This window comes from Promicromonospora sp. Marseille-Q5078, from assembly GCF_050315395.1.
Classification (GTDB): Bacteria; Actinomycetota; Actinomycetes; order Actinomycetales; family Cellulomonadaceae; genus Isoptericola.
Genome location: NZ_JBNPQG010000001.1, coordinates 3171879 through 3192146, shown reverse-complemented (window position 1 = coordinate 3192146; position 20268 = coordinate 3171879). Strand labels below are relative to the sequence as shown.

Here is a 20268-nt window from a genome sequence, read left to right as displayed (position 1 = left end):
ATCCCGGGGGTGCCGATGACGAGCCCGCCAGGGTCTCTGGTCGCCGAGACATAGGCTGGCGCCCGTGCATGAGGACGTGACCCGACGGTCGGTGGCGGACCACGCGACGGCGGTGGCCGAGCTGGTCGCGCCCGCGCTGGCGGTGGCGCGCGGGCAGGGCTCGGCGCGGGTCGACGTCGCGACGCTGCTGACGCAGGTCGGCGCCGGCGCCGGGCTGTCGCCGCGCGTGCTCGCCCGCGACGCGGTGGCCGCCGTCGCGCTGCCCGGCTTCGACAACTCGCAGATGGACGGGTACGCGGTGCGCTCCGCGGACCTCGACGGCGCGTCCCCGGGCGCACCGGTGACGCTGCCCGTGGTCGCCCCCGTTCCTGCCGGCACGCAGCCGCCGCCGCTGGCGCCGGGCTCCGCGGCACCCGTGATGACCGGCGCCCCGGTGCCGCCGGGAGCGGACGCCGTCGTGCGGGTCGAGGACGCCGACCCGCCCGCCTTCCCGTCGTTCGACGACGCGTCCGGCGACGGCGTGGTGCGGTTCGCGGCGCCCGTCGCGCCGGACACGTACGTGCGGGCCGCCGGGTCCGACGTCGCGGCGGGCAGCGTGCTGGTCCCCGCCGGGTCGCCGCTCGGTGCCGCCCAGCTCGGGGCGCTCGTCGCCGCCGGCGTCCGGACCATCGACGTCGCCGCCCCGCCGCACGTGCTGCTCGTCTCGACCGGGTCGGAGCTCGCGCCCGCGGGCGCTCCGCTCGGCCCGGCGCAGGTGCACGACGCCAACGGCGCCGCCCTCACCGCCGCGCTCGCGCAGGCCGGCGCCCGCGTCACGACGCGCGTCGCCCCCGACGAGCCCGACGCCCTGCGCCGTCTGCTCGCCGACGCGCCGAGCGACGTCGCCCTCGTCGTGACCACCGGGGGCGTGTCCGCGGGGGCGTACGAGGTGGTGCGCCAGACGCTCACGGACGCCTGGTTCGGCCACGTCGCCGTCCAGCCCGGCGGACCGCAGGGCCTCGGCACCGTCGCACTCGGCGCGCGGGAGGTCCCGCTCGTCGCGTTCCCCGGCAACCCGGTGAGCGCGCTGGTGTCGTTCGAGCTGTTCCTGCGCCCGCTGCTCGCCGCCGCGACGGGCGCCGTCCCCGCGCGCCGCCCGGCCGGCCGCGCCCCGCTCGCCGAGCCGATCGACTCGCCGCCCGCGCTGCACCAGGTGCGGCGCGGCACCCTCGACGCCGACGGTCGCGTGCGCATGAGCGGCGGCCCCGGCTCCCACCTGCTGACCCATCTCGCCGCCGCGACGGTCCTCGTGCACGTGCCGCCCGGCGTCGCGCGCCTCGAGGCCGGCGACGCCGTCGACTACCAGGAGCTCCGATGACCGACCCGTTGACCGACCCGACACCCGACCCGACGCCGGACCGGTCGCAGGGCCTGTCCCACTACCGGTCCGACGGCGCCGCGCACATGGTCGACGTCTCGGCCAAGGACGTGACGAGGCGCGAGGCCACCGCGACCGGCGTGCTCCGCACCCGGGCCGACGTCGTCGCGCGCATCGCGGCCGGTGACCTGCCCAAGGGGGAGGCGATCGCCACCGCGCGCATCGCGGGGATCCTGGGCGCCAAGCGCACCCCCGACCTCGTGCCGCTGTGCCACCCGCTGCCGATCTCCGGCGTGGAGATCGACGTCGTGCCCGCAGGGGATCGCGTCGGGATCACCGCGACCGTGCGCACCACCGGCCGCACCGGGGTCGAGATGGAGGCGCTCACCGCCGTCACGGTCGCGGGGCTCACGCTCTACGACATGATCAAGGCGGTCGACAAGGCAGCCGTGCTCACCGACGTGCGGGTCGTGGCGAAGTCGGGCGGCAAGTCGGGCGACTGGACGCGCGCGACGGACGGGGAGGGCGCATGAGCGGCACGCACGAGCACGATGGAGGGCGGCCGGAGCGCCGCGTCGCCGTGGTCGTCGCGTCGGACCGCGCGGCGGCGGGGGAGTACGCGGACCGGTCCGGCCCGGCAGCCGTCGAGTGGTTCGCGGCCCGCGGCTGGCGCACGTCGCGGCCGGTCGTCGTCCCCGACGGCGACCCGGTGCGCGAGGCCCTCGCCGACCTGCTGGTGGCGGCGCCCGACGACGTCCCGCACCTGGTCGTCACCAGCGGCGGCACCGGCCTCGGGCCCCGCGACCGCACGCCGGAGGCCACCCGCGCCGTGCTCGACCGGGAGGTGCCGGGGATCGCGGAGCTCGTGCGGGCGCGTTCGGTCGCGCCGACCGACCCCGCGAAGCGGCCCGTCGCGGCGGCGGCGCTGTCCCGCGGCGTCGCCGGGGTGGCCGGGCGCACGCTCGTCGTGAACCTGCCGGGGTCGGTCGGCGGCGTGCGCGACGGCCTCGACGCGCTCGCCGACGTGCTGCCGCACGCCGTCGACCAGCTCGGCGGCGGCGACCACCCCGCCCCGGCGGTCGAGCCTGTCGACACCCCGCCGGTCGGGCCTGTCGAGACCCCGGCATCGACGGGCTCGACCAGCGACGCGGTCGTGCTGCGCGCCGATGTCGTCGACACGCCGCTCGACCCGCTGCTCGCGGAGCTGAGCGACCTCGTGCGGGACGACGCCTGCGGGGCCGTCGCGACGTTCACCGGGTACGTGCGCGACCACGACGAGGGGCGCGGCGTCGAGCGCCTGCACTACGAGGCGCACCCGGACGCCGCCGCGGTGCTGCGCGCCGTGGCGGAGCGCGTCGCGCGGCGCACGGCCGCGGCGACGGGCGACCGCGTGCGCGCCGCCGTCGTGCACCGCACCGGCGACCTGGCCGTGGGCGACGTCGCCGTCGTGGCGGCCGTCGCCGCGGGCCACCGGCAGGCCGCGTTCACCGCGGCGTCCGACCTCGTCGAGGAGCTCAAGGCCGAGGTGCCGATCTGGAAGGAGCAGGGCTTCGACGACGGCACCTCCGAGTGGGTGGCGTCCCTGGGCTGAGCGCGCCCGGCCCCGCGGGTGCCGACCGCGGGCCGCCGAACCTGCGGGTCATCTGCTGTTCACCTGAGGGTCGGTGTCGCGACGGCGGGCGGCCATCGGTGCTCCCTACCGTCGGGCGCGTCACCCCCGGTCACGTCACCGCCCTACCTCAGGAGTGCCACCGATGACGATCGCCCCCGAGTCGCGCCCGCTGCTGGAGCTCGCGGCCACCCCCCACTACGCGCGCGGCAAGCGCAGCCCCGTCACGTGCCGGCTGAAGTGCGCGGACGCCTGCTCGCATCCGGCACCCAACGAGTCCGCCAACGAGTACTTCCGCGACGTCGCGGCCCGCGCCCTGTCCCGGCGCGTCATGCTGGGCGGCCTCGCCGCCGCGGCCGCCACCGTCGCCGTCGGCGCCCAGGTGGCAGGCGCCCCGGGCGCGAGCGCCGCCACGTCGTCCGGAGCCGCCGCAGGCCGCGGGGCCGGCAAGGGCCTCGCCTTCGGCGCGATCGCCCCGCAGGACGCGGGCGTCGACGCGTTCGTCGTCCCGGACGGCTACGAGTGGTCCCCGATCATCCGCTGGGGCGACCCGATCCTGCCCGGCGGCCGCTCGTTCGACGCCGCGCGCCAGACGCCGGAGCAGCAGGCCAAGCAGTTCGGCTACAACGTCGACTACCTCGACATCCTGCCCGCCGACCCGGACGACGTCCGGCCCCGCGGCGGGAAGACGAGGCGCGGCACGCGCGGGCTGCTCGTGAGCAACCACGAGTACACCAACGCCGGCATCATGTTCGACGCCTCCTACGACGCCGCCACCCGGCGCGCGATCGAGCGCGCCGCGTGGGGGATGTCGGTGGTCGAGCTGCGGCGCGACCGCGAGGGCTCCCCGTGGACCTACTCGCGCATCAGCCGCTACAACCGCCGCATCACCGTGGACACCGAGTTCGACGTCGACGGCCCGGCGGCCGGGTCCTACCTCCTGAAGACGGTCGCGGACCCGACCGGCACCCGCGTGCGCGGCACCCTGAACAACTGCGCGGGCGGCACCACCCCGTGGGGCACCGTCGTCTCCGGCGAGGAGAACTACAACGCCAACTTCCGGGTCAACGGCAAGGACCCGCGCGACGCGCGCTACGGCCTCGCCGACAAGGCGACGAGCTACGGCTGGGAGCTCGACGACCCGCGCTTCGACGGCAACAACCCGGGCTACGAGTACGAGAGCCACCGCTTCGGCTGGGTCGTCGAGGTCGACCCGTACGAGCCCGACGAGGCGCCGGTGAAGCACACCGCGATGGGTCGCCTCAAGCACGAGGGCGCCAACGTCATCCTGTCGAAGCGCGGGCACGCCGTCGCGTACATGGGCGACGACGAGCGCTTCGACTACGTGTACAAGTTCGTGTCGAGGGACCGCTTCCGCGAGGGCAGCAGCCGCTGGGCCCGCCGCCACAACAAGACGCTCCTGAGCGAGGGCGACCTGTACGTGGCGCGGTTCACCGGCGACTCGCCGGCCGCCGAGATCGACGGCACGGGCGCGGTCCCGTCCGACGGCGGCTTCGACGGCACGGGCGAGTGGATCCCGCTGGTCAAGGACGGGATGTCCCGCGTGGCCGGCATGACGGTCGAGGAGGTGCTCGTCTTCACGCGCCTCGCGGCCGACGCGGTCGGTGCCACCAAGATGGACCGCCCCGAGGACGTGGAGCCGAACCCGCTCACCGGCCGGATCTACGTGGCGTGCACCAACAACACCGACCGCGGCCAGGAGGGCAAGGAGGGCGCCACCGAGCCCAACCCGCGCACCACCAACCGCGACGGCCACGTCGTCGAGATCATCGAGGACCGCGGCGACCAGACGTCCACCACGTTCACCTGGAACCTGCTGCTCGTGGCGGGCGACCCCGCGGTGAACGGCTCGACGTACTTCTCGGGCTTCCCGGCGGACAAGGTGTCGCCCATCTCGTGCCCGGACAACCTCGCGTTCGACGCCGACGGCAACCTGTGGATCTCCACGGACGGCGCGCCGTCGACCATCCAGAAGTGCGACGGCCTGTTCAAGGTGACCCTCGCGGGCCGCCAGCGCGGGAAGGTGGAGCAGTTCCTCTCCGTGCCGCGCGACGCCGAGACCTGCGGGCCGGTCGTCGACTCGCGCGACGCGATGGTCTACGTCAACGTCCAGCACCCGGGCGAGGACGGCAGCATCGACGCCCAGAACTCCTACTTCCCGGACTACCTCACCGAGGGCGAGAAGGCCCCCGCGGGCGCCTGGCGCGGACCGCGCCCGTCCACGGTGCAGGTCTACAAGGCGGGCCGCGGCGAGCACCCGGGCCACGGGAACGGCCACGGGAACGGCCACGGGAACGGGAACGGGAACGGCCACCGCGACGACGGCTGGGACGGCCCCGGGCCCTTCCCCTGGCCCCGTCACCGCTGACCGCACCACGAGGTAGTTCACATCTCGCCGAGGTAGTTCGCATCTCGCCGAGGTAGTGGTCCAGTCCACTACCTCGGCGAGAACCGGACTACCTCGCGGGCTTTCGAACTACCTCGGCGAGAACGGGATCCCTCGCGGTGGCGAGCGGGTGGCCGGCGGTTCGTAGACTGGGGGACCGTGACCACCCCCGAGGCGCCCGCGGGCGCCTACCTCGACCACGCCGCCACGACCCCCATGTCGCGCGCGGCGCTCGAGGCGTACATGGCGGAGGCGGGTCGCACGGGCAACGCGAGCTCGCTGCACTCGGCGGGGCGCGCGGCGCGCCGGGCGGTCGAGGAGTCCCGCGAGTCGGTAGCGGCGTCGCTCGGCGCGCGGCCCAGCGAGGTGATCTTCACCGCCGGCGGCACGGAGGCGGACAACCTCGCGATCAAGGGGATCTTCTGGGGCCGGCGCCGGCAGGACCCGCGCCGCACCCGGGTGCTGGTGTCCGCCGTCGAGCACCACGCCGTGCTCGACCCGGCGTTCTGGCTCGCGGGCCACGCCGGCGCGGAGATCGTGCTGCTGCCGGTGGACGGCGAGGGCCGCCTCGACCTGGCCGCGCTGCGCGCCGAGCTCGTGGAGCACGCCGACGAGGTGGCGCTCGTGTCCGTGATGTGGGCCAACAACGAGGTGGGCACGCTGCAGCCGGTGCGCGACGTCGTGCGGCTCGCGCACCAGCACGGGGTGCCGGTGCACACCGACGCCGTGCAGGCCGTGGGCCAGGCCGAGGTCGACTTCGCGGCGTCGGGCGTGGACGCGATGACGGTGACGGCGCACAAGCTGGGCGGGCCGATCGGCGTGGGTGCGTTGCTCGCCCGCCGCGACCTGCCGCTCGAGGCGGTGCTGCACGGGGGCGGGCAGGAGCGCGGCGTGCGCTCCGGCACGCTGGACGTGCCCGCCGTCCGGTCGTTCGCCGTCGCGCTGGCCGAGGTGGTCGCCGCGCGCCCGGAGCGCGCGGAGCGCCTCGCGACCCTGCGCGACGCCCTGGTCGCGGGCGTGCGCGCCGCCGACCCGCAGGCCGTGCTGCGCGGACCGGAGCCGGCGGCGGGGGACGGATTGCCCGACGGCGCGCCCGCGCGCCTGCCCGGCAACGCCCACTTCACTTTTCCGGGCGCGGAGGGCGACTCCCTGCTGTACCTGCTGGACTCGGCGGGCGTGCAGGCGTCGACGGGGTCGGCCTGCCAGGCGGGCGTGCCGCAGCCGTCGCACGTGCTGCTCGCCATGGGCGTGCCCGAGCTCGACGCGCGCGGCGCCCTGCGGTTCTCGCTCGGCGCCACGTCGACGGCGGACGACGTCGAGCGCCTCGTCGCGGCCCTGCCGCAGGTCGTGGGGCGGGCGCGCGCGGCGGGCCTGGTCTCCGGCTCCGTCGGGACGGGGGGCGCGGCATGAGGGTGCTGGCCGCCATGTCCGGCGGCGTCGACTCGGCCGTCGCCGCGGCGCTCGCGGTGGAGGCCGGGCACGACGTGGTCGGCGTGCACATGGCCCTGAGCCGCAACCGCGACCAGTTCCGCACCGGCTCGCGGGGCTGCTGCTCCATCGAGGACGCGGGCGACGCGCGCCGCGCCGCGGACGTGCTCGGCATCCCGTACTACGTCTGGGACCTCTCCGAGCGGTTCGAGGAGACGGTGGTCGCGGACTTCCTGGCCGAGTACGAGGCCGGGCGCACCCCCAACCCGTGCGTGCGCTGCAACGAGCACATCAAGTTCGAGGCGCTGCTCGACAAGGCCACCGCGCTCGGCTTCGACGCCGTGGCCACGGGCCACTACGCGCAGGTCGTCACGCGCGAGACCCCGGACGGTACGGTGGCCCGCGAGCTGCACCGGTCGCCGAACGCCGAGAAGGACCAGTCGTACGTGCTCGCGGTGATGGGCCCCGACCGGCTGGCCCGCGCGATGTTCCCCCTCGGCGGGTTCGCGTCGAAGGCGGAGGTCCGCGCGGAGGCCGAGCGGCGCGGCCTGTCCGTGAGCGCCAAGCCCGACTCCTACGACATCTGCTTCGTGGCCGACGGCGACACCCGCGGCTTCCTGCGCGACCGGCTCGGCTCGCGGCCGGGCGAGGTCGTGGACACGGCCGGGAACGTCGTCGGGGAGCACGACGGCGCGTACGGGTTCACGGTCGGGCAGCGCAAGGGGCTCGGCCTCGGTCGCCCCGCCGAGGACGGTCGCGCGCGGTACGTCGTGGACGTGCAGACGTCGTCGAACACGGTGGTCGTGGGCCCGGCGGAGCTGCTGAGCGTGGACCGCGTCGCCACCGAGAAGGCCGTCTGGCTCACCGAGCCGCCGAGCGCGCCCGACGAGCCCGGCTGGCTCGAGGCCGTCGAGGTGCAGGTCCGCGCCCATGGCGCGCCCGTGCCGGCGCGGGTGCGAGCGGGGACGGCCGCCGACGGGACACCGGCGATCGACGTCGAGCTGACCGGGCGGCCGCTGCGCGGCGTGGCGGCAGGCCAGTCGTTGGTCGTGTACCGCGGCACGCACGTGCTGGGGCAGGGCACCGTCGCGCGGGCCTGGCGGGACTGAACCCGCCGGACGCCGCCCCGGTCAGCCCCGTCGGCCCGGTCAGCCCCGCGCGAGCCGCTGCCGGTGCGCCTCGTACAGCACGATCGACGCGGCGTTGGACGCGTTGAGCGAGCTCGCGGAGCCGGCCATGGGGATCGCCACCGTGACGTCGGCGGCCTCGCGCCATCCCTTCGACAGGCCGGCGGTCTCGTTGCCGACGGCCAGGAGCACCGGGCCGGACAGGTCGACGTCGGCGGGCGCGGCGTCGCCGTCCTCGTCGGTCGCGACGACGGTGATCGGCCGCCCGGCGCTCCGGTGCCCGCCGACCCAGTCGAGGACGTCGGTGTGCGAGGCGGCCCGCACCACGGGCAGGGCGAACAAGGAGCCCGTCGAGGCGCGCACCGACTTCGGGTCGTAGGGGTCGGCGGCGTGCCCGGTGACGACCAGGCCGTCGGCGCCGAACGCGTCGGCGGACCGCACGACCGCCCCGACGTTGCCCGGCTGGGTGGGCCGGTCGAACACGACGCCCAGGAACGACGGCCCCACCGGGACGCGGGCCAGGTCGTCCGCCGGCATCGCCACCACGGCGAGCAGCTCGGCGGCGCCGGCGTCCTTCTCGGAGAGCTCGGCGAGCAGGTCGGGCGACATCGCGATCGTCTCGGCGCCGGTGGACTGCAGCACGTCCTGGGCCCACGACGACAGCCGGCGGTCGGTCTCGTGCAGCAGGGTGCGCACCTGCCAGCCGTGCTCGACGGCCAGCGTGATCGGCCGCACGCCCTGCACCAGGAACTCGCCGGCGCGGCCCCGCTTGGTGCGGTTGGTGAGCAACGTCTGCAGCTGCTGGAAACGGGCGTTGCGCACGGTGATCCGCATGCGGGCAGTCTCCCACGGCGCGGTGCGGGTCAGTGGCGCGGGTCAGCGGCGCAGCTCGTGCTCCCACCACACCTGGTCGCGCATCACCCAGTGCTCGGCCTCGAGCCCGTCGTGGACGCGGACCAGGTGCATCTCGCGGACCGTGAAGCGCCGGTGCGACGGCGCGACCCCGAGGAAGAACCCGGAGTGCAGGGCGCTGAACGCGACGTGCAGCGACACGAGGTCGCCCTCGGTGACGGAGTGCAGCACCTCGACCCGCTGCTCGACGAACGCGTCGTGGAACCAGTGCATGGTGGCCACCAGCGCGTCGGGCCCCCCGGCGCAGCCCGGCAGCACGTCGTGGTTGCGGAAGCCGGGCGCGAGCTGGCGGCGCAGCACCGCCTCCGCGCCGGACGGCATCGCGTTGGCGTGCACGCGCGTCGCGACGGCGCGGGCGGTCGACGGCAGGACGGCCTGGCGAAGGTCGGCGGGGCGCGCGACCGCGTCGGGCACCTGGTCGAGGATGACGGACATCGGGACTCCTTCGTCGTGCCGTTACCGTGCTCCTACCCTTCGAGACTGGTGAGCCGTCGCGGCGTGACGCGACGGAAGAGGTGAGGTGGTGGTGAACTCCGTGGTGACGATCTCCGAGACGGTGCGTGCCGTGGTCGGTGGGACCGTCGGGTCCCGGACCGGGCACGAGGTGGACGCATGACGACGGTCTCCGGGCACGGCCCCTGGCCGGGCGGCGCGCGCGACGAGCTGACGGCGCAGCAGACCGTCCTGGACGACCTGGCGTCCCTGCCCACGGGCGTGGACGCACTCCCGTTCCTGACGCAGCTCACGGGCCGCGGGCCGGGCGCCGACGCCGTCGGGCGGACGGCCGCGATGCTCGCGGAGATGCCCGTCGAGCTCGGGCCGCACGGCTGGAAGCTGGCGGACCACCCGGGCACGGACCTGCGGCGGGCCGACGCGCTGCTGCGCGAGGACCTGGGCGCGCTGGCCGTGGCGGCCGTCGGGTACGAGGGCGCCCTCGCCCTCGAGCTCGTCGGGCCGTGGACCCTCGCCGCCGAGCTGTGGTCGGCGCGCGGCGACCGCGTGCTGGCCGACGCCGGGGCCCGCCGCGACCTGTCGCTCGCGCTGGGGGAGGCGGTGCGTGCGCACGTCGCCCAGGTGCGCGCCCAGGTGCCCGGCGCGACCCCGGTCGTGCAGCTCACCGAGCCGCTGCTGGGCCAGGTGCACGCGGGTGTGCTGCCCAGCTTCTCCGGCTACGGACGGCTGCGCGCCGTGCCCGGGCCGGACGTCGTGGAGGGCCTGCGGCCCGTCGTCGACGCCGCGCACGACGCCGGCGCCCGGGTGGTGGTGCACCTCGGCGCGACCTGGGTCGGCGTGCCGCCCGTGGCGCTCGCCGGGGCGGACGCCGTGGGGCTCGACCTCGCCGACGTCGGCCCCGGCGGCTGGAACGAGCGGGCCTGGGAGCTGCTCGCCCGCGCGTCCGAGCGGGGCCTGGGCCTGTGGGCGGGCCTGCCGCCCGCCACGGTCTCGCAGTGCTCGGGGCCGCAGCTCGCGGAGCTCGTGCGCCTCGTCGCGGAGCCGTGGCGCCGCGTCGGGCTGCCGGCGGCCGGCCTTGCGGAGGTCACCCTCCTCGCCGCGACCCGTCGCCGCCTCGAGGCGGTCGACACCCACCGCGCGGAGCTGGCGAACCTCGGCCGCGTGGCGGAGGCGCTCGCGGAGCGCGCCGCGGCCTGAGCACCGGCCGGGCCGGCGCGCGACCGGCCCGGCGGACCGCCGACGGACTGACTAGGCTGAACCACGGCCCCGGGCGCGACGCCGAGCCCTCGCGCCGGCGACCGACCACCGACCTCGACCTCGAAGGATCACCGTGACCAGCCTCCGAGCCGTGCTGTTCGACCTCGACGGCGTGCTCACCCCCACCGCCGAGCTGCACATGCGGGCGTGGGAACGCCTCTTCGCGCCCTACTGCGACGCCCGCGGCCTCGTCCCCTACACGTCCGCGGACTACTTCGCGCACATCGACGGCAAGCCGCGGTACGACGGCGTGGCCACGTTCCTCGCGTCGCGCGGCGTCGAGCTGCCGCGCGGCACGGCCGACGACGCGCCCGGCGAGGACACCGTGTGCGCGCTCGGCAACCGCAAGGACGTCATCGTCAACCGCATGTTCGACGAGGAGGGCATCGCCCCCTACCCGGGCTCGGTGCGGTTCCTGGACGCCGTGACCGCCGCGGGCGCGCAGGTGGCCGTGGTCTCGTCGTCGCGCAACACGCCCGCCGTGCTCGCCGCGGCCGGGCTGACCGCACGGTTCACCGTGGTCGTGGACGGCAACGTCGCGGCGCGCGAGCACCTGGCGGGCAAGCCCGCCCCCGACACGTACCTGCGCGCCGCGGAGCTGCTGGGCGTCCCGGCCGCCGAGGCGGTCGTGGTCGAGGACGCGCTCTCCGGCGTGCAGGCCGGCGCCGCGGGCCCGTTCGGCCTGGTGCTCGGCGTCGACCGCGGCGTGGGCGCCCAGGCGCTCGCCGCGCACGGCGCGGACCGGGTGGTCGCCGACCTGGGCGAGCTCGACGCGTCCGTCCTGGACGCGCCCGCGCGCACCGCCGACCGACAGCACGAGGAGCAGGGGGAGCAGGCATGATCCACCGCACCGCCGACGAGCAGCGGTCCGTGGACCGCCTGCGCTTCCCCGCCGAGCCGTGGCGCCTCGTGGAGGCCGAGTTCTCCGCGGAGGACCTGGGCGTCACCGAGTCGCTCTTCGCCGTGGCGAACGGCTACCTCGGGATGCGCGGCAACGTCGAGGAGGGGCGCGAGTCCCACGCGCACGGCACGTTCGTCAACGGCTTCCACGAGACGTGGCCGATCCGCCACGCCGAGGAGGCCTACGGCTTCGCGAAGGTCGGGCAGACCATCGTCAACGCCCCGGACACCAAGGTGATCCGGCTGTACGTGGACGACGAGCCGCTGCTGCTGCCGGTGGCCGACCTGATCGACTACGAGCGGGCGCTGGACCTGCGCGACGGCGTGCTGCGCCGCGAGATCCTGTGGCGCACGCCGTCGGGCAAGCGCGTCCGCGTGAGCTCGCAGCGCATGGTCTCGTTCGTCGAGCGGCACCTCGCGGTGATGACGTTCGAGGTCGAGCTGCTGGACGCCGACGGCCCGGTGGCGATCTCCTCGCAGATCCTCAACCGGCAGGACGGCCAGGACGAGTACCACGTGCCCGCCGCGTCCCTCGGCGAGGGCTTCGACCCGCGCAAGGCGGAGGCGTTCGCCGGCCGGGTGCTGCAGCCGCTGACGCGCTGGGGAGACGACGAGCGCCTCGTCCTGTCGTACCGGTCCACCAACTCGGGCATGACGCTCGCCGTCGCCGCCGACCACACCCTCGAGACCGAGGACGAGTGGGACGTGCGCACCCAGGTGGACGACGACCTCGCCAAGCACGTCTTCCGCGTGCACGCGAAGGCCGGGCACCCGATCCGGCTGACGAAGGTGGTCACGTACCACACGTCCCGCGGGGTCCCGACGCGCGAGCTCGTCGACCGCTGCCGCCGCACGCTGGACCGCGTCCGGGCGAGCGGCATCGACGCGCAGCTCGCCCACCAGCGCACCTGGCTGGACGACTTCTGGGCCCGGTCCGACGTGGAGATCGCCGGCCGCCCGGAGATCCAGCAGGCCGTGCGCTGGAACCTTTTCCAGCTCGCGCAGGCGACCGCGCGGGCCGAGGGGTCCGGCGTCCCCGCCAAGGGGCTCACCGGAAGCGGCTACTCGGGGCACTACTTCTGGGACACGGAGATCTACGTGCTCCCGTTCCTCACGTACACGAGCCCGCGGTACGCCCGCAACGCCCTGCGCTTCCGCTACCAGATGCTCGACGCCGCGCGGCGCCGCGCGCGGGAGCTGTCGCAGAAGGGCGCCCTGTTCCCCTGGCGCACGATCAACGGCGAGGAGGCGTCGGCCTACTACGCGGCCGGCACCGCCCAGTACCACATCGACGCCGACGTCTGCTTCGCGCTGGTGCAGTACGTGCGCGCCACGGGCGACACGGACTTCCTGCGCCGCGAGGCGGCGGACGTCCTCGTCGAGACCGCCCGCATGTGGCAGGACCTCGGCTTCTGGCGCGCCAACGGGGACGACAACTTCCACATCCACGGCGTCACCGGCCCGGACGAGTACACCACCGTGGTGAACGACAACCTGTTCACCAACGTCATGGCGCGGTTCAACCTGCGCGCCGCGGCGTTCGTCGTGGAGACGATGCGCGCCGAGTACCCGGAGGACTACGAGAAGCTCGCCGAGCGCCTGTCCCTGGGGGTGCACGAGACGGCCGAGTGGACCCGCGCCGGAGACCGGATGTCGATCCCGTACGCGGAGAGCATCGGCATCCACCCGCAGGACTCGCACTTCCTGGAGCGCGAGATCTGGGACCTGGCGGCGACGCCCGTGACCAAGCGGCCGCTGCTGCTGCACTACCACCCGCTGGTCATCTACCGGTACCAGGTGCTCAAGCAGGCGGACGTGGTGCTGGCGCTCTTCCTGCAGGGGCAGCACTTCTCCGCGGAGCAGAAGCTCGCCGACTTCGAGTACTACGACCCGCTGACCACGGGCGACTCCACTCTGTCGGGCGTCGTGCAGTCGATCATCGCCGCCGAGGTCGGGTACCACGAGCTCGCGCTCGAGTACTTCGTCTCCTCGCTGCTGGTCGACCTGGCGAACCTGCACTCCAACGCGGCCGACGGCGTGCACGTCGCCTCCGCCGGCGGCACGTGGTCAGCGCTGGCGTTCGGCTTCGGCGGCATGCGCGACCACGACGGCGTGCTGTCGTTCGACCCGCGCCTGCCGCAGGGCTGGGAGGCGCTGACGTTCCGCGTCACCTGGCACGGCTCGCGCCTGCGCGTCACGGTGCGATCGGACGAGCTCGAGCTCGCGGCCGAGACGGGGGACGGGGCGCAGGTCGTCGTGCGCGGCGAGCAGGTGAAGGTCGCGCCGGGCGAGCCGACCGTCGTCGCCCTCGACGGCCAGGGCCCCGTGCGCCCCGGCCGCCCCAGCCTGCGGGCGCTGTCCGGCAACCGTCGCGACGACGGCACCCTCATCACCGCGACGGTGCCGCACTCCTGACGTCCTTCACGTCGGTCGAGCCTGTGCCGTCGGTCGAGCCTGTGCCGTCGGTCGAGCCTGTGCCGTCGGTCGAGCCCGTGCCGTCGGTCGAGCCTGTCGAGACCACCTCTCGACAGGCTCGGGCCGGCGCGCTGGCCGCAGGACGTTGCGGCGCCGTGGTCCGTTCGTTAGTGTCGTCGGCGACGCGCATCGATGCGCATCGACGACGATCCGCGACGAGGAGGACGGCATGCCGAAGGCCCCCACGAGCGCCGACGTCGCTCGCGAGGCCGGGGTGTCGCAGTCCACCGTCTCGTACGTGATGAGCGGCAAGCGGCCGATCTCCGAGACGACGCGGCGCCGGGTCGAGGACGCGATCGCCCGGCTCACCTACGAGCCGCACGCGGGGGCACGGGCCCTGGCCGGCCACCGCACCAGCACGATCGCGGTCGTCATGCCGCTGCGGCAGAGCTCCAGCGCGGAGCGGCTGATGATGTTCGTCGAGGAGATCACCCTCGCCGCGCGCGGCCGTGACTTCGACGTCCTCCTGGTGACCGCCGACGAGGGGCCGGCCGGGCTGCGCCGCGTCGCCGGGCGGTCGCTGTGCGACGCCGTCGTGGTCATGGAGGTCGGCACCACCGACGAGCGCGTGGAGATCGCGCGGGGCCTGTCGCTCCCGGTCGTGTTCGTCGGCGTCCCCGAGGACTGCGCGGGCCTGGACTGCCTGGACTTCGACTTCGAGTCGGCGGGCGGGCTCCTCGTGGGCGAGCTCGCGGACCTCGGGCACCGGACGGTCGACGTGGTCGGCTGGGGCCCCCAGGTCGTCGCGGAGGGCTTCAACTACGTGCCGCGCCTCCGCCGCGGCGCCCGCCGTGCCGCCGAGGAGCGCGGGGTGGAGCTGCGCTGGCACGAGCCCGCCGGCGAGCGGGACGTGCAGCAGGTGGTCGACGCCGCGCTCGCCGCGGCCGAGCCGGCCGGCCTGCTCCTGGTGACCGCGATCCCCGAGACGCTCCGGGCGCTCGGCGACCGGGGTGCGCGGCCCGGCCGGGACGTCGACGTCGTCGCCCTGGCCACCGACGGCGAGGCGGAGGCCTACGGGCTGACGGCCGCCTCCACCCAGCCGCGGGACGTGTCGCGACGCGTGATGGAGCGCGTGTTCGCGCTCGTCGACCGGGACGTCCCGCCCGGCGGGGGGGCGGCGCTCGTGCCCGCCACGCTCGTCCGCCGGGCCTCGACGCGCCGCTAGCCCCCGCACACACCTCCGCGGCCTGCCCGCGAGCTACCCGAACCGACGACGAGGAAGGTGGAGCCATATGCAGCATCGATGCGCATCGACAACCGGGAGGATCCCCACCGGGGGACCCGCCTGGCACGACCGGCCCGTGTCCAGGCGGGCCGTCACCGCGGCGGGGCTCCTCGCGCCCCTGACCGCCCTGCTGGCGGGCTGCGGGGGCGAGCGGACGGCCGCGCCGCCCCGCACCCTGCGGGTGCTCGACACCTACACCAACGACCCCGACCGCACCGTCATCGGCGCCGCGCTCGACGCGGCCGCCGCGACGGTCGGCGTGACCCTCGAGCGCGTGTCCGTCGGCGGGGACTCGCTGATCCAGCGCGTGCTGCAGCAGGGGTCGTCCGGGACGCTCCCGGACATCCTCATGCTCGACAACCCGGACCTGCAGCAGATCGCCTCCACCACGGCGCTGCGCCCGTTCGACGCGCTCGGGATCCCCACCGACGGGTACACCGACGGGGTCACGGCCGCGGGCACCTACGACGGGCGGGTGTACGGGCTCGCCCCCACCGTCAACACGGTCGCGCTGTTCTACGACGTGCCGGCGCTGGAGGAGGCGGGCGTCGAGCCGCCCACCACCTGGGACGAGCTGCGCGACGCGGCCGCCGCGCTGACCCGGGGCGACCGCTACGGCGTCGCGTTCTGCGGGGCCGCCACGTACGAGGGCACCTGGCAGTACCTGCCCTTCTTCTGGTCGAACGGCGCCGACGAGCGCCGCATCGCGTCGCCGGAGGCGGCGGGCGCCCTCGACCTCCTGTCCGACCTGGTCGGGCAGGGGCACGCGTCGACCTCGGTGCTGAGCTGGAGCCAGGCCGACGTCAAGGACCAGTTCGTGGCCGGGCGCGCCGCGATGATGGTGAACGGGCCCTGGCAGATCCCGGAGCTGTCTGCGGTCGACGGCCTGGAGTACGACGTCGTCACGCTCCCCACGCGCGACCCGTCCACCCAGGAGGCCGTCGCCCCGCTCGGCGGCGAGGTGTGGACGGTCCCGGCCACCGGCGACCACGCGAAGGAGAAGCTCGCCGCCCAGGTCCTCACCGCGTTCCTCGCGGACGACAGCCTCCTGTCGATGGCGGAGAAGCGCTCCACGGTCCCCGGCAGGCCGGACCTCATGGAGGCGTTCCTCGAGCGTCGTCCGGAGATGGCCGCGTTCGCGGAGCTCATCGAGGGCGCGCGTGCGCGCACCGCGGAGCTCGGCCCCGAGTGGCCGACGACGGCCACCGCCCTGTACACCGCCGTCCAGCTCGCCCTGTCCGGTCAGGCCGGGGCCGCGGACGCCCTCGCGGAAGCCCAGGAGTACGTATGACGACCACGGCACCCGCACCCGCCCGGACCGTCGCGCCGCCGGCGGCGCCGCGGCGCCCCGCCCGGAAGCGGAACAACCGGTTGGTGACCGCGCTGTTCCTCGGGCCGGCCGTCCTCTACCTGGTCCTGTTCTACGGCTACCCCGTGGTCCAGAACGTCGTGATGGGCTTCCAGCACTACACGATCTCGACGTTCTTCACGGGCGACGCCCCGTGGGCGGGCCTGGACAACTACCGCGAGGTGGTGACCAGCCCGCTGTTCCGCACGGCCCTGCTCAACACCTTCCTGTTCACCGTCGGCTCCATCGCCGGCCAGTTCGTCCTCGGGCTGGGGCTGGCCCTCTTCTTCCGCCGGCGGTTCCCCCTCTCGGGCCTGCTGCGCTCGCTCATCCTGCTGCCGTGGCTGATCCCGCTGATCGTCGCCAGCGCCGTCTGGAAGTGGCTGCTCGACACCGACTCCGGGGCGCTGAACCGGCTGCTCGTGGGCACCGGGATCACCGACACGGGCGTCCCGTGGCTGACCAGCACGTCGCTGGCGCTTTGCGCGGTGATCGCGGTCAACGTCTGGATCGGCATCCCGTTCAACTCCGTGATCCTGCACGGCGGGCTGCAGGGCATCCCCGACGAGCTCTACGAGGCCGGGGCGCTGGACGGCGCCACCCGCTGGCGCGCGTTCCGCCACATCACCTGGCCGATGCTGCGGCCGGTGGTCTCCGTGGTCCTGGTGCTCGGGGTGGTCTACACGCTCAAGGTGCTCGACATCATCCTCGGGCTGACCGACGGGGGTCCCGCCAACGCGACCCAGACCCTGGCCACGCAGTCCTACCAGCTGTCGTTCGCGACGTTCGACTTCGGCCAGGGCGCCGCGGTGAGCAACATCCTCATCGTGGTCTCGCTGGTCTTCGCCGCCGTCTATCTGCGCCTCAACCGGCGCGCCGTGGATGAGTGAGGTCCCATGAACACCGTCCGTCACCCCTGGCTGCACACCGCGGCCGGCATCGTCGTCATCGCGGTGCTGCTCTTCCCGATCTACTGGATGGTCAACGCGTCGCTCCAGCCGAACGGCGCCACCGTCGACACCTCGTGGTTCCCCCTGTCGCCGGACCTCACGGGGTACCGCACGGCGCTCGCCGAGCAGGGGCCGAACCTCGCGACCAGCCTCGTGGTCGCGCTCGGCAGCGTCGTCCTCAGCCTCGTGATCGCCGTGCCCGCCGCCTACGCGCTGGCGCAGTTCCGGCTGCGCTGGGCGGGCTGGGTGCTCTTCGGCATCCTCATCAGCCAGATGATCCCCGGCATCGTCATCGCGAACGCGCTCTACAGCGCGTACGCGGACCTCGGCCTGCTGAACTCGATCCCCGGCCTGATCCTCGCGGACTCGACCGCCGGCATCCCCTTCGCGATCCTCATCTGCCGCGCGCTGATGCAGGCGCTGCCGCCCGCGATCGTCGAGGCCGCGCTGGTCGACGGGGCGGGCCCGGTGCGCGCCTTCGTCTCCGTGGTGCTCCCGGTGAGCCGCAACGCCCTGATCACCGCCGCCCTGTTCACGTTCCTGTTCACCTGGAGCGACTTCCTGTTCGCGCTGACCCTGACGACCACCGAGGACGTCCGGCCCGTCACGCTCGGCATCTACAACTACCTCGGCGCGTACGTCAACGACTGGAGCTCGGTGATGGCGACGGCGGTGCTCGCCTCCGTCCCCGCCATCGTGCTCCTCGTCGTCGCCCAGAAGTACGTGGCCGCCGGCGCCACCGGAGGGGCGGTCAAGTGACGCCCCGCCGGACCCCCGCACACCGCACCGACACGACCCCGAAGGAGCTCCCCATGTCAGCACAGCCCGCAGCCTCCACCCCGATCCGCGTCACCGTCTGGGGCGAGAACCGCCACGAGCAGCTCGAGCCCGCGGTCGCCGCGCGCTACCCGGACGGGATGCACGGCGCCGTCGCGCAGGGCATCGAGGCGCACCTGGGCGCCGGCGTCCAGGTGCGCACCGCCACGCTCGACGACCCCGAGCACGGCCTCACCGAGGAGGTCCTGCGCGACACCGACGTCCTCACCTGGTGGGGGCACGCCGCGCACGGCGAGGTCTCCGACGAGGTCGTCGAGCGCGTGCACCGGCACGTGCTGGCGGGGATGGGGCTGATCGTGCTGCACTCCGGCCACTGGTCCAAGATCTTCATGAAGCTCATGGGCACCTCGTGCACCCTGCGCTGGCGCGCCGAGCACGACCGCGAGCTGGTGTGGACCGTCGACCCCACGCACCCCATCGCCCAGGGGATCCCGCACCCGATGATCATCGAGGAGGACGAGATGTACGGGGAGTTCTTCGACGTCCCGGCCCCGGACGAGACCGTCTTCCTCAGCACCTTCTCCGGCGGCGAGGTGTTCCGCTCGGGCATCACCTACCGGCGCGGCTTCGGCAAGATCTTCTACTTCCGCCCCGGCGACCAGGAGTACCCCACGTACTTCCACGACGGCGTCCGCAAGGTCATCTCCAACGCGGTCGAGTGGGCCGTCACCGTGCGCCCCGAGCGCACCACCCCGACGCTGCTGCGCTACGAGACCGAGGACTTCTACAGGGGCCAGGGGTACGGCGGGGCCCTGAACGACGAGGCCCGCGCCGCCGCCGCGGAGGCGGGCCTGTGAGCACGCCGCTGGTCCTCGTCGGCGCGGGCGGCATGGGCCGCGCCTGGCTGTCCGCGATCCGGTCCGAGCCCCGCGCCGAGCTGGCGGGCGTCGTCGACCTCGACGTCGACGTCGCCCGCGCGGCCCTCGCCGACGCCGGGCTGCCCGACGTCCCGGTGGGGACCGACGCCGTCGACCTCGCCCGCCGGACCGGGGCGCGCGCCGTCGTCGACGTCACCGTCCCGGTGGCCCACCACCCCGTGACGACGGCGGCGCTGTTCGCCGGGCTGCCGGTGCTGGGGGAGAAGCCGGCCGCGGCGACCGTCGCGCAGACCCTGTCCCTGGTGGCGGCGGCCGAGGTGACCGGGCAGCTCTTCATGGTCAGCCAGTCCCGCCGGTACAACCCGCAGCTCTCCGCGTTCCGGGCGCAGGCGGCCGCGCTCGGGCGGCCGGGCGTGCTCACCACGGAGTTCTTCAAGGCGCCGCGCTTCGGCGGGTTCCGGGAGGAGATGCCGCACCCGCTGCTGGTCGACATGGCCATCCACCCGTTCGACACCGCCCGGTACCTCCTCGACGCCGAGCCGGTCTCGGTCTACTGCGAGTCGTTCAACCCGCCGTGGAGCTGGTACGCCGGCGACGCCGCGGCCACCGCGGTCTTCGAGATGACTGGCGGCGTCCGGTACGCCTACACGGGCAGCTGGTGCAGCCCGGGGCGGGAGACGTCGTGGAACGGGTCGTGGCGGCTGTCGGGCGAGCACGGCAGCGCGGTGTGGGACGGCGACCACGACCCGGTCGCCGAGCCCGCGGCGGCGACGTCGTCGCCGGACGGCCCCGGCGCCGAGGACCGGGGCGAGGGGATCGCGGGGTCGCTCGCGGCCTTCCTCGCCGCCCTCGACGGCGGGCCCGCCCCGCGCGGCGAGGTCCACGAGAACGTGCTGAGCCTGGCGATGGTCGAGGCGGCCGTCGAGTCGGCGACGTCGGGCGCGCGCGTGCTCGTCGACGACGTGCTCGAGCGGGCGTACCAGCGGGCGCTCGCGGACGAGGCGCGGGACGACGTCCGCGCGCGGCTCGGGTCGTGGACGTCGGTCCGGGCGGCGCTCGACCCCGCCCTCGACCCCGCCCTCGACCCCGCCCTCGACCCGGCGGGGCCGACCCGTGGCTGAGCGTCCCGGCGCCGGCCTGCCGGTCGTGGGCGTCGCCGCGGTGG

At 74.9% G+C, this 20268-nt stretch carries 17 protein-coding genes; 15 read left to right on the top strand and 2 right to left on the bottom strand.

What is annotated here, in order from left to right:
• Nucleotides 1–64: 64 nt before the first annotated feature.
• From ACQFYA_RS14860 to mnmA, 6 genes are all read left to right on the top strand, one after another.
• The gene (locus tag ACQFYA_RS14860; protein WP_499125462.1) at nt 65–1357 is read left to right on the top strand and encodes a molybdopterin molybdotransferase MoeA; all 1293 of its coding nucleotides are present in this window, start codon (nt 65–67) and stop codon (nt 1355–1357) included.
• The gene (gene moaC, locus ACQFYA_RS14855) at nt 1354–1890 is read left to right on the top strand and encodes a cyclic pyranopterin monophosphate synthase MoaC (protein WP_499125460.1); all 537 of its coding nucleotides are present in this window, start codon (nt 1354–1356) and stop codon (nt 1888–1890) included. The genes ACQFYA_RS14860 and moaC overlap by 4 nt, the downstream gene beginning before the upstream one ends.
• A complete protein-coding gene (locus ACQFYA_RS14850; protein WP_499125458.1) occupies nt 1887–2948 on the top strand; it encodes a molybdenum cofactor biosynthesis protein MoaE in 1062 nt (353 codons plus the stop codon). The genes moaC and ACQFYA_RS14850 overlap by 4 nt, the downstream gene beginning before the upstream one ends.
• 163 nt (nt 2949–3111) lie before the next feature.
• A complete protein-coding gene (locus ACQFYA_RS14845) occupies nt 3112–5355 on the top strand; it encodes a PhoX family protein (RefSeq protein WP_499125457.1) in 2244 nt (747 codons plus the stop codon).
• A gap of 234 nt (nt 5356–5589) precedes the next feature.
• Nucleotides 5590–6783, top strand: coding sequence for a cysteine desulfurase family protein (locus tag ACQFYA_RS14840; RefSeq protein WP_499127547.1), 1194 nt, complete (start codon nt 5590–5592; stop codon nt 6781–6783).
• On the top strand, nt 6780–7910 hold the full coding sequence (mnmA, locus tag ACQFYA_RS14835; RefSeq protein ID WP_499125455.1) for a tRNA 2-thiouridine(34) synthase MnmA: 1131 nt from the start codon (nt 6780–6782) through the stop codon (nt 7908–7910). Before ACQFYA_RS14840 ends, mnmA begins: the two co-directional genes overlap by 4 nt.
• Before the next feature lie 39 nt (nt 7911–7949).
• On the opposite strand, the gene ACQFYA_RS14830 is transcribed toward mnmA, so the two are convergent.
• Together ACQFYA_RS14830 and ACQFYA_RS14825 are read right to left on the bottom strand one after the other, a co-directional pair.
• Nucleotides 7950–8762 (bottom strand): TrmH family RNA methyltransferase, encoded by an 813-nt coding sequence (locus tag ACQFYA_RS14830; protein ID WP_499125454.1) that lies wholly within the window; start codon nt 8760–8762, stop codon nt 7950–7952.
• Nucleotides 8763–8804: 42 nt separating this feature from the next.
• Entirely contained in the window at nt 8805–9275 is a 471-nt protein-coding gene (locus tag ACQFYA_RS14825) for an ester cyclase (RefSeq protein ID WP_499125452.1), read from the bottom strand.
• 177 nt (nt 9276–9452) lie between these two features.
• On the opposite strand from ACQFYA_RS14825, the gene ACQFYA_RS14820 reads away from it, so the two are divergent.
• From ACQFYA_RS14820 to ACQFYA_RS14780, 9 genes are all read left to right on the top strand, one after another.
• Nucleotides 9453–10490 (top strand): uroporphyrinogen decarboxylase/cobalamine-independent methonine synthase family protein, encoded by a 1038-nt coding sequence (locus ACQFYA_RS14820; RefSeq protein ID WP_499125451.1) that lies wholly within the window; start codon nt 9453–9455, stop codon nt 10488–10490.
• Nucleotides 10491–10623: 133 nt separating this feature from the next.
• Nucleotides 10624–11391, top strand: coding sequence for an HAD family hydrolase (locus ACQFYA_RS14815; RefSeq protein WP_499125449.1), 768 nt, complete (start codon nt 10624–10626; stop codon nt 11389–11391).
• The gene (locus ACQFYA_RS14810) at nt 11388–13865 is read left to right on the top strand and encodes a glycoside hydrolase family 65 protein (protein WP_499125448.1); all 2478 of its coding nucleotides are present in this window, start codon (nt 11388–11390) and stop codon (nt 13863–13865) included. Before ACQFYA_RS14815 ends, ACQFYA_RS14810 begins: the two co-directional genes overlap by 4 nt.
• Before the next feature lie 229 nt (nt 13866–14094).
• A complete protein-coding gene (locus ACQFYA_RS14805) occupies nt 14095–15090 on the top strand; it encodes a LacI family DNA-binding transcriptional regulator (protein ID WP_499125446.1) in 996 nt (331 codons plus the stop codon).
• Between the two features lie 136 nt (nt 15091–15226).
• The gene (locus ACQFYA_RS14800; RefSeq protein ID WP_499125445.1) at nt 15227–16441 is read left to right on the top strand and encodes a sugar ABC transporter substrate-binding protein; all 1215 of its coding nucleotides are present in this window, start codon (nt 15227–15229) and stop codon (nt 16439–16441) included.
• Nucleotides 16438–17388 carry a carbohydrate ABC transporter permease gene (locus ACQFYA_RS14795; RefSeq protein WP_499125443.1) on the top strand — a complete coding sequence of 317 codons (951 nt, stop codon included), beginning with the start codon at nt 16438–16440 and terminating at the stop codon, nt 17386–17388. The genes ACQFYA_RS14800 and ACQFYA_RS14795 overlap by 4 nt, the downstream gene beginning before the upstream one ends.
• A gap of 6 nt (nt 17389–17394) precedes the next feature.
• Nucleotides 17395–18207 carry a carbohydrate ABC transporter permease gene (locus tag ACQFYA_RS14790; RefSeq protein WP_499125442.1) on the top strand — a complete coding sequence of 271 codons (813 nt, stop codon included), beginning with the start codon at nt 17395–17397 and terminating at the stop codon, nt 18205–18207.
• A 53-nt stretch (nt 18208–18260) separates the two neighbouring features.
• Nucleotides 18261–19082 (top strand): ThuA domain-containing protein, encoded by an 822-nt coding sequence (locus ACQFYA_RS14785; RefSeq protein WP_499125441.1) that lies wholly within the window; start codon nt 18261–18263, stop codon nt 19080–19082.
• A gap of 32 nt (nt 19083–19114) precedes the next feature.
• Nucleotides 19115–20224, top strand: coding sequence for a Gfo/Idh/MocA family protein (locus tag ACQFYA_RS14780; RefSeq protein WP_499127545.1), 1110 nt, complete (start codon nt 19115–19117; stop codon nt 20222–20224).
• Nucleotides 20225–20268 lie beyond the last annotated feature (44 nt).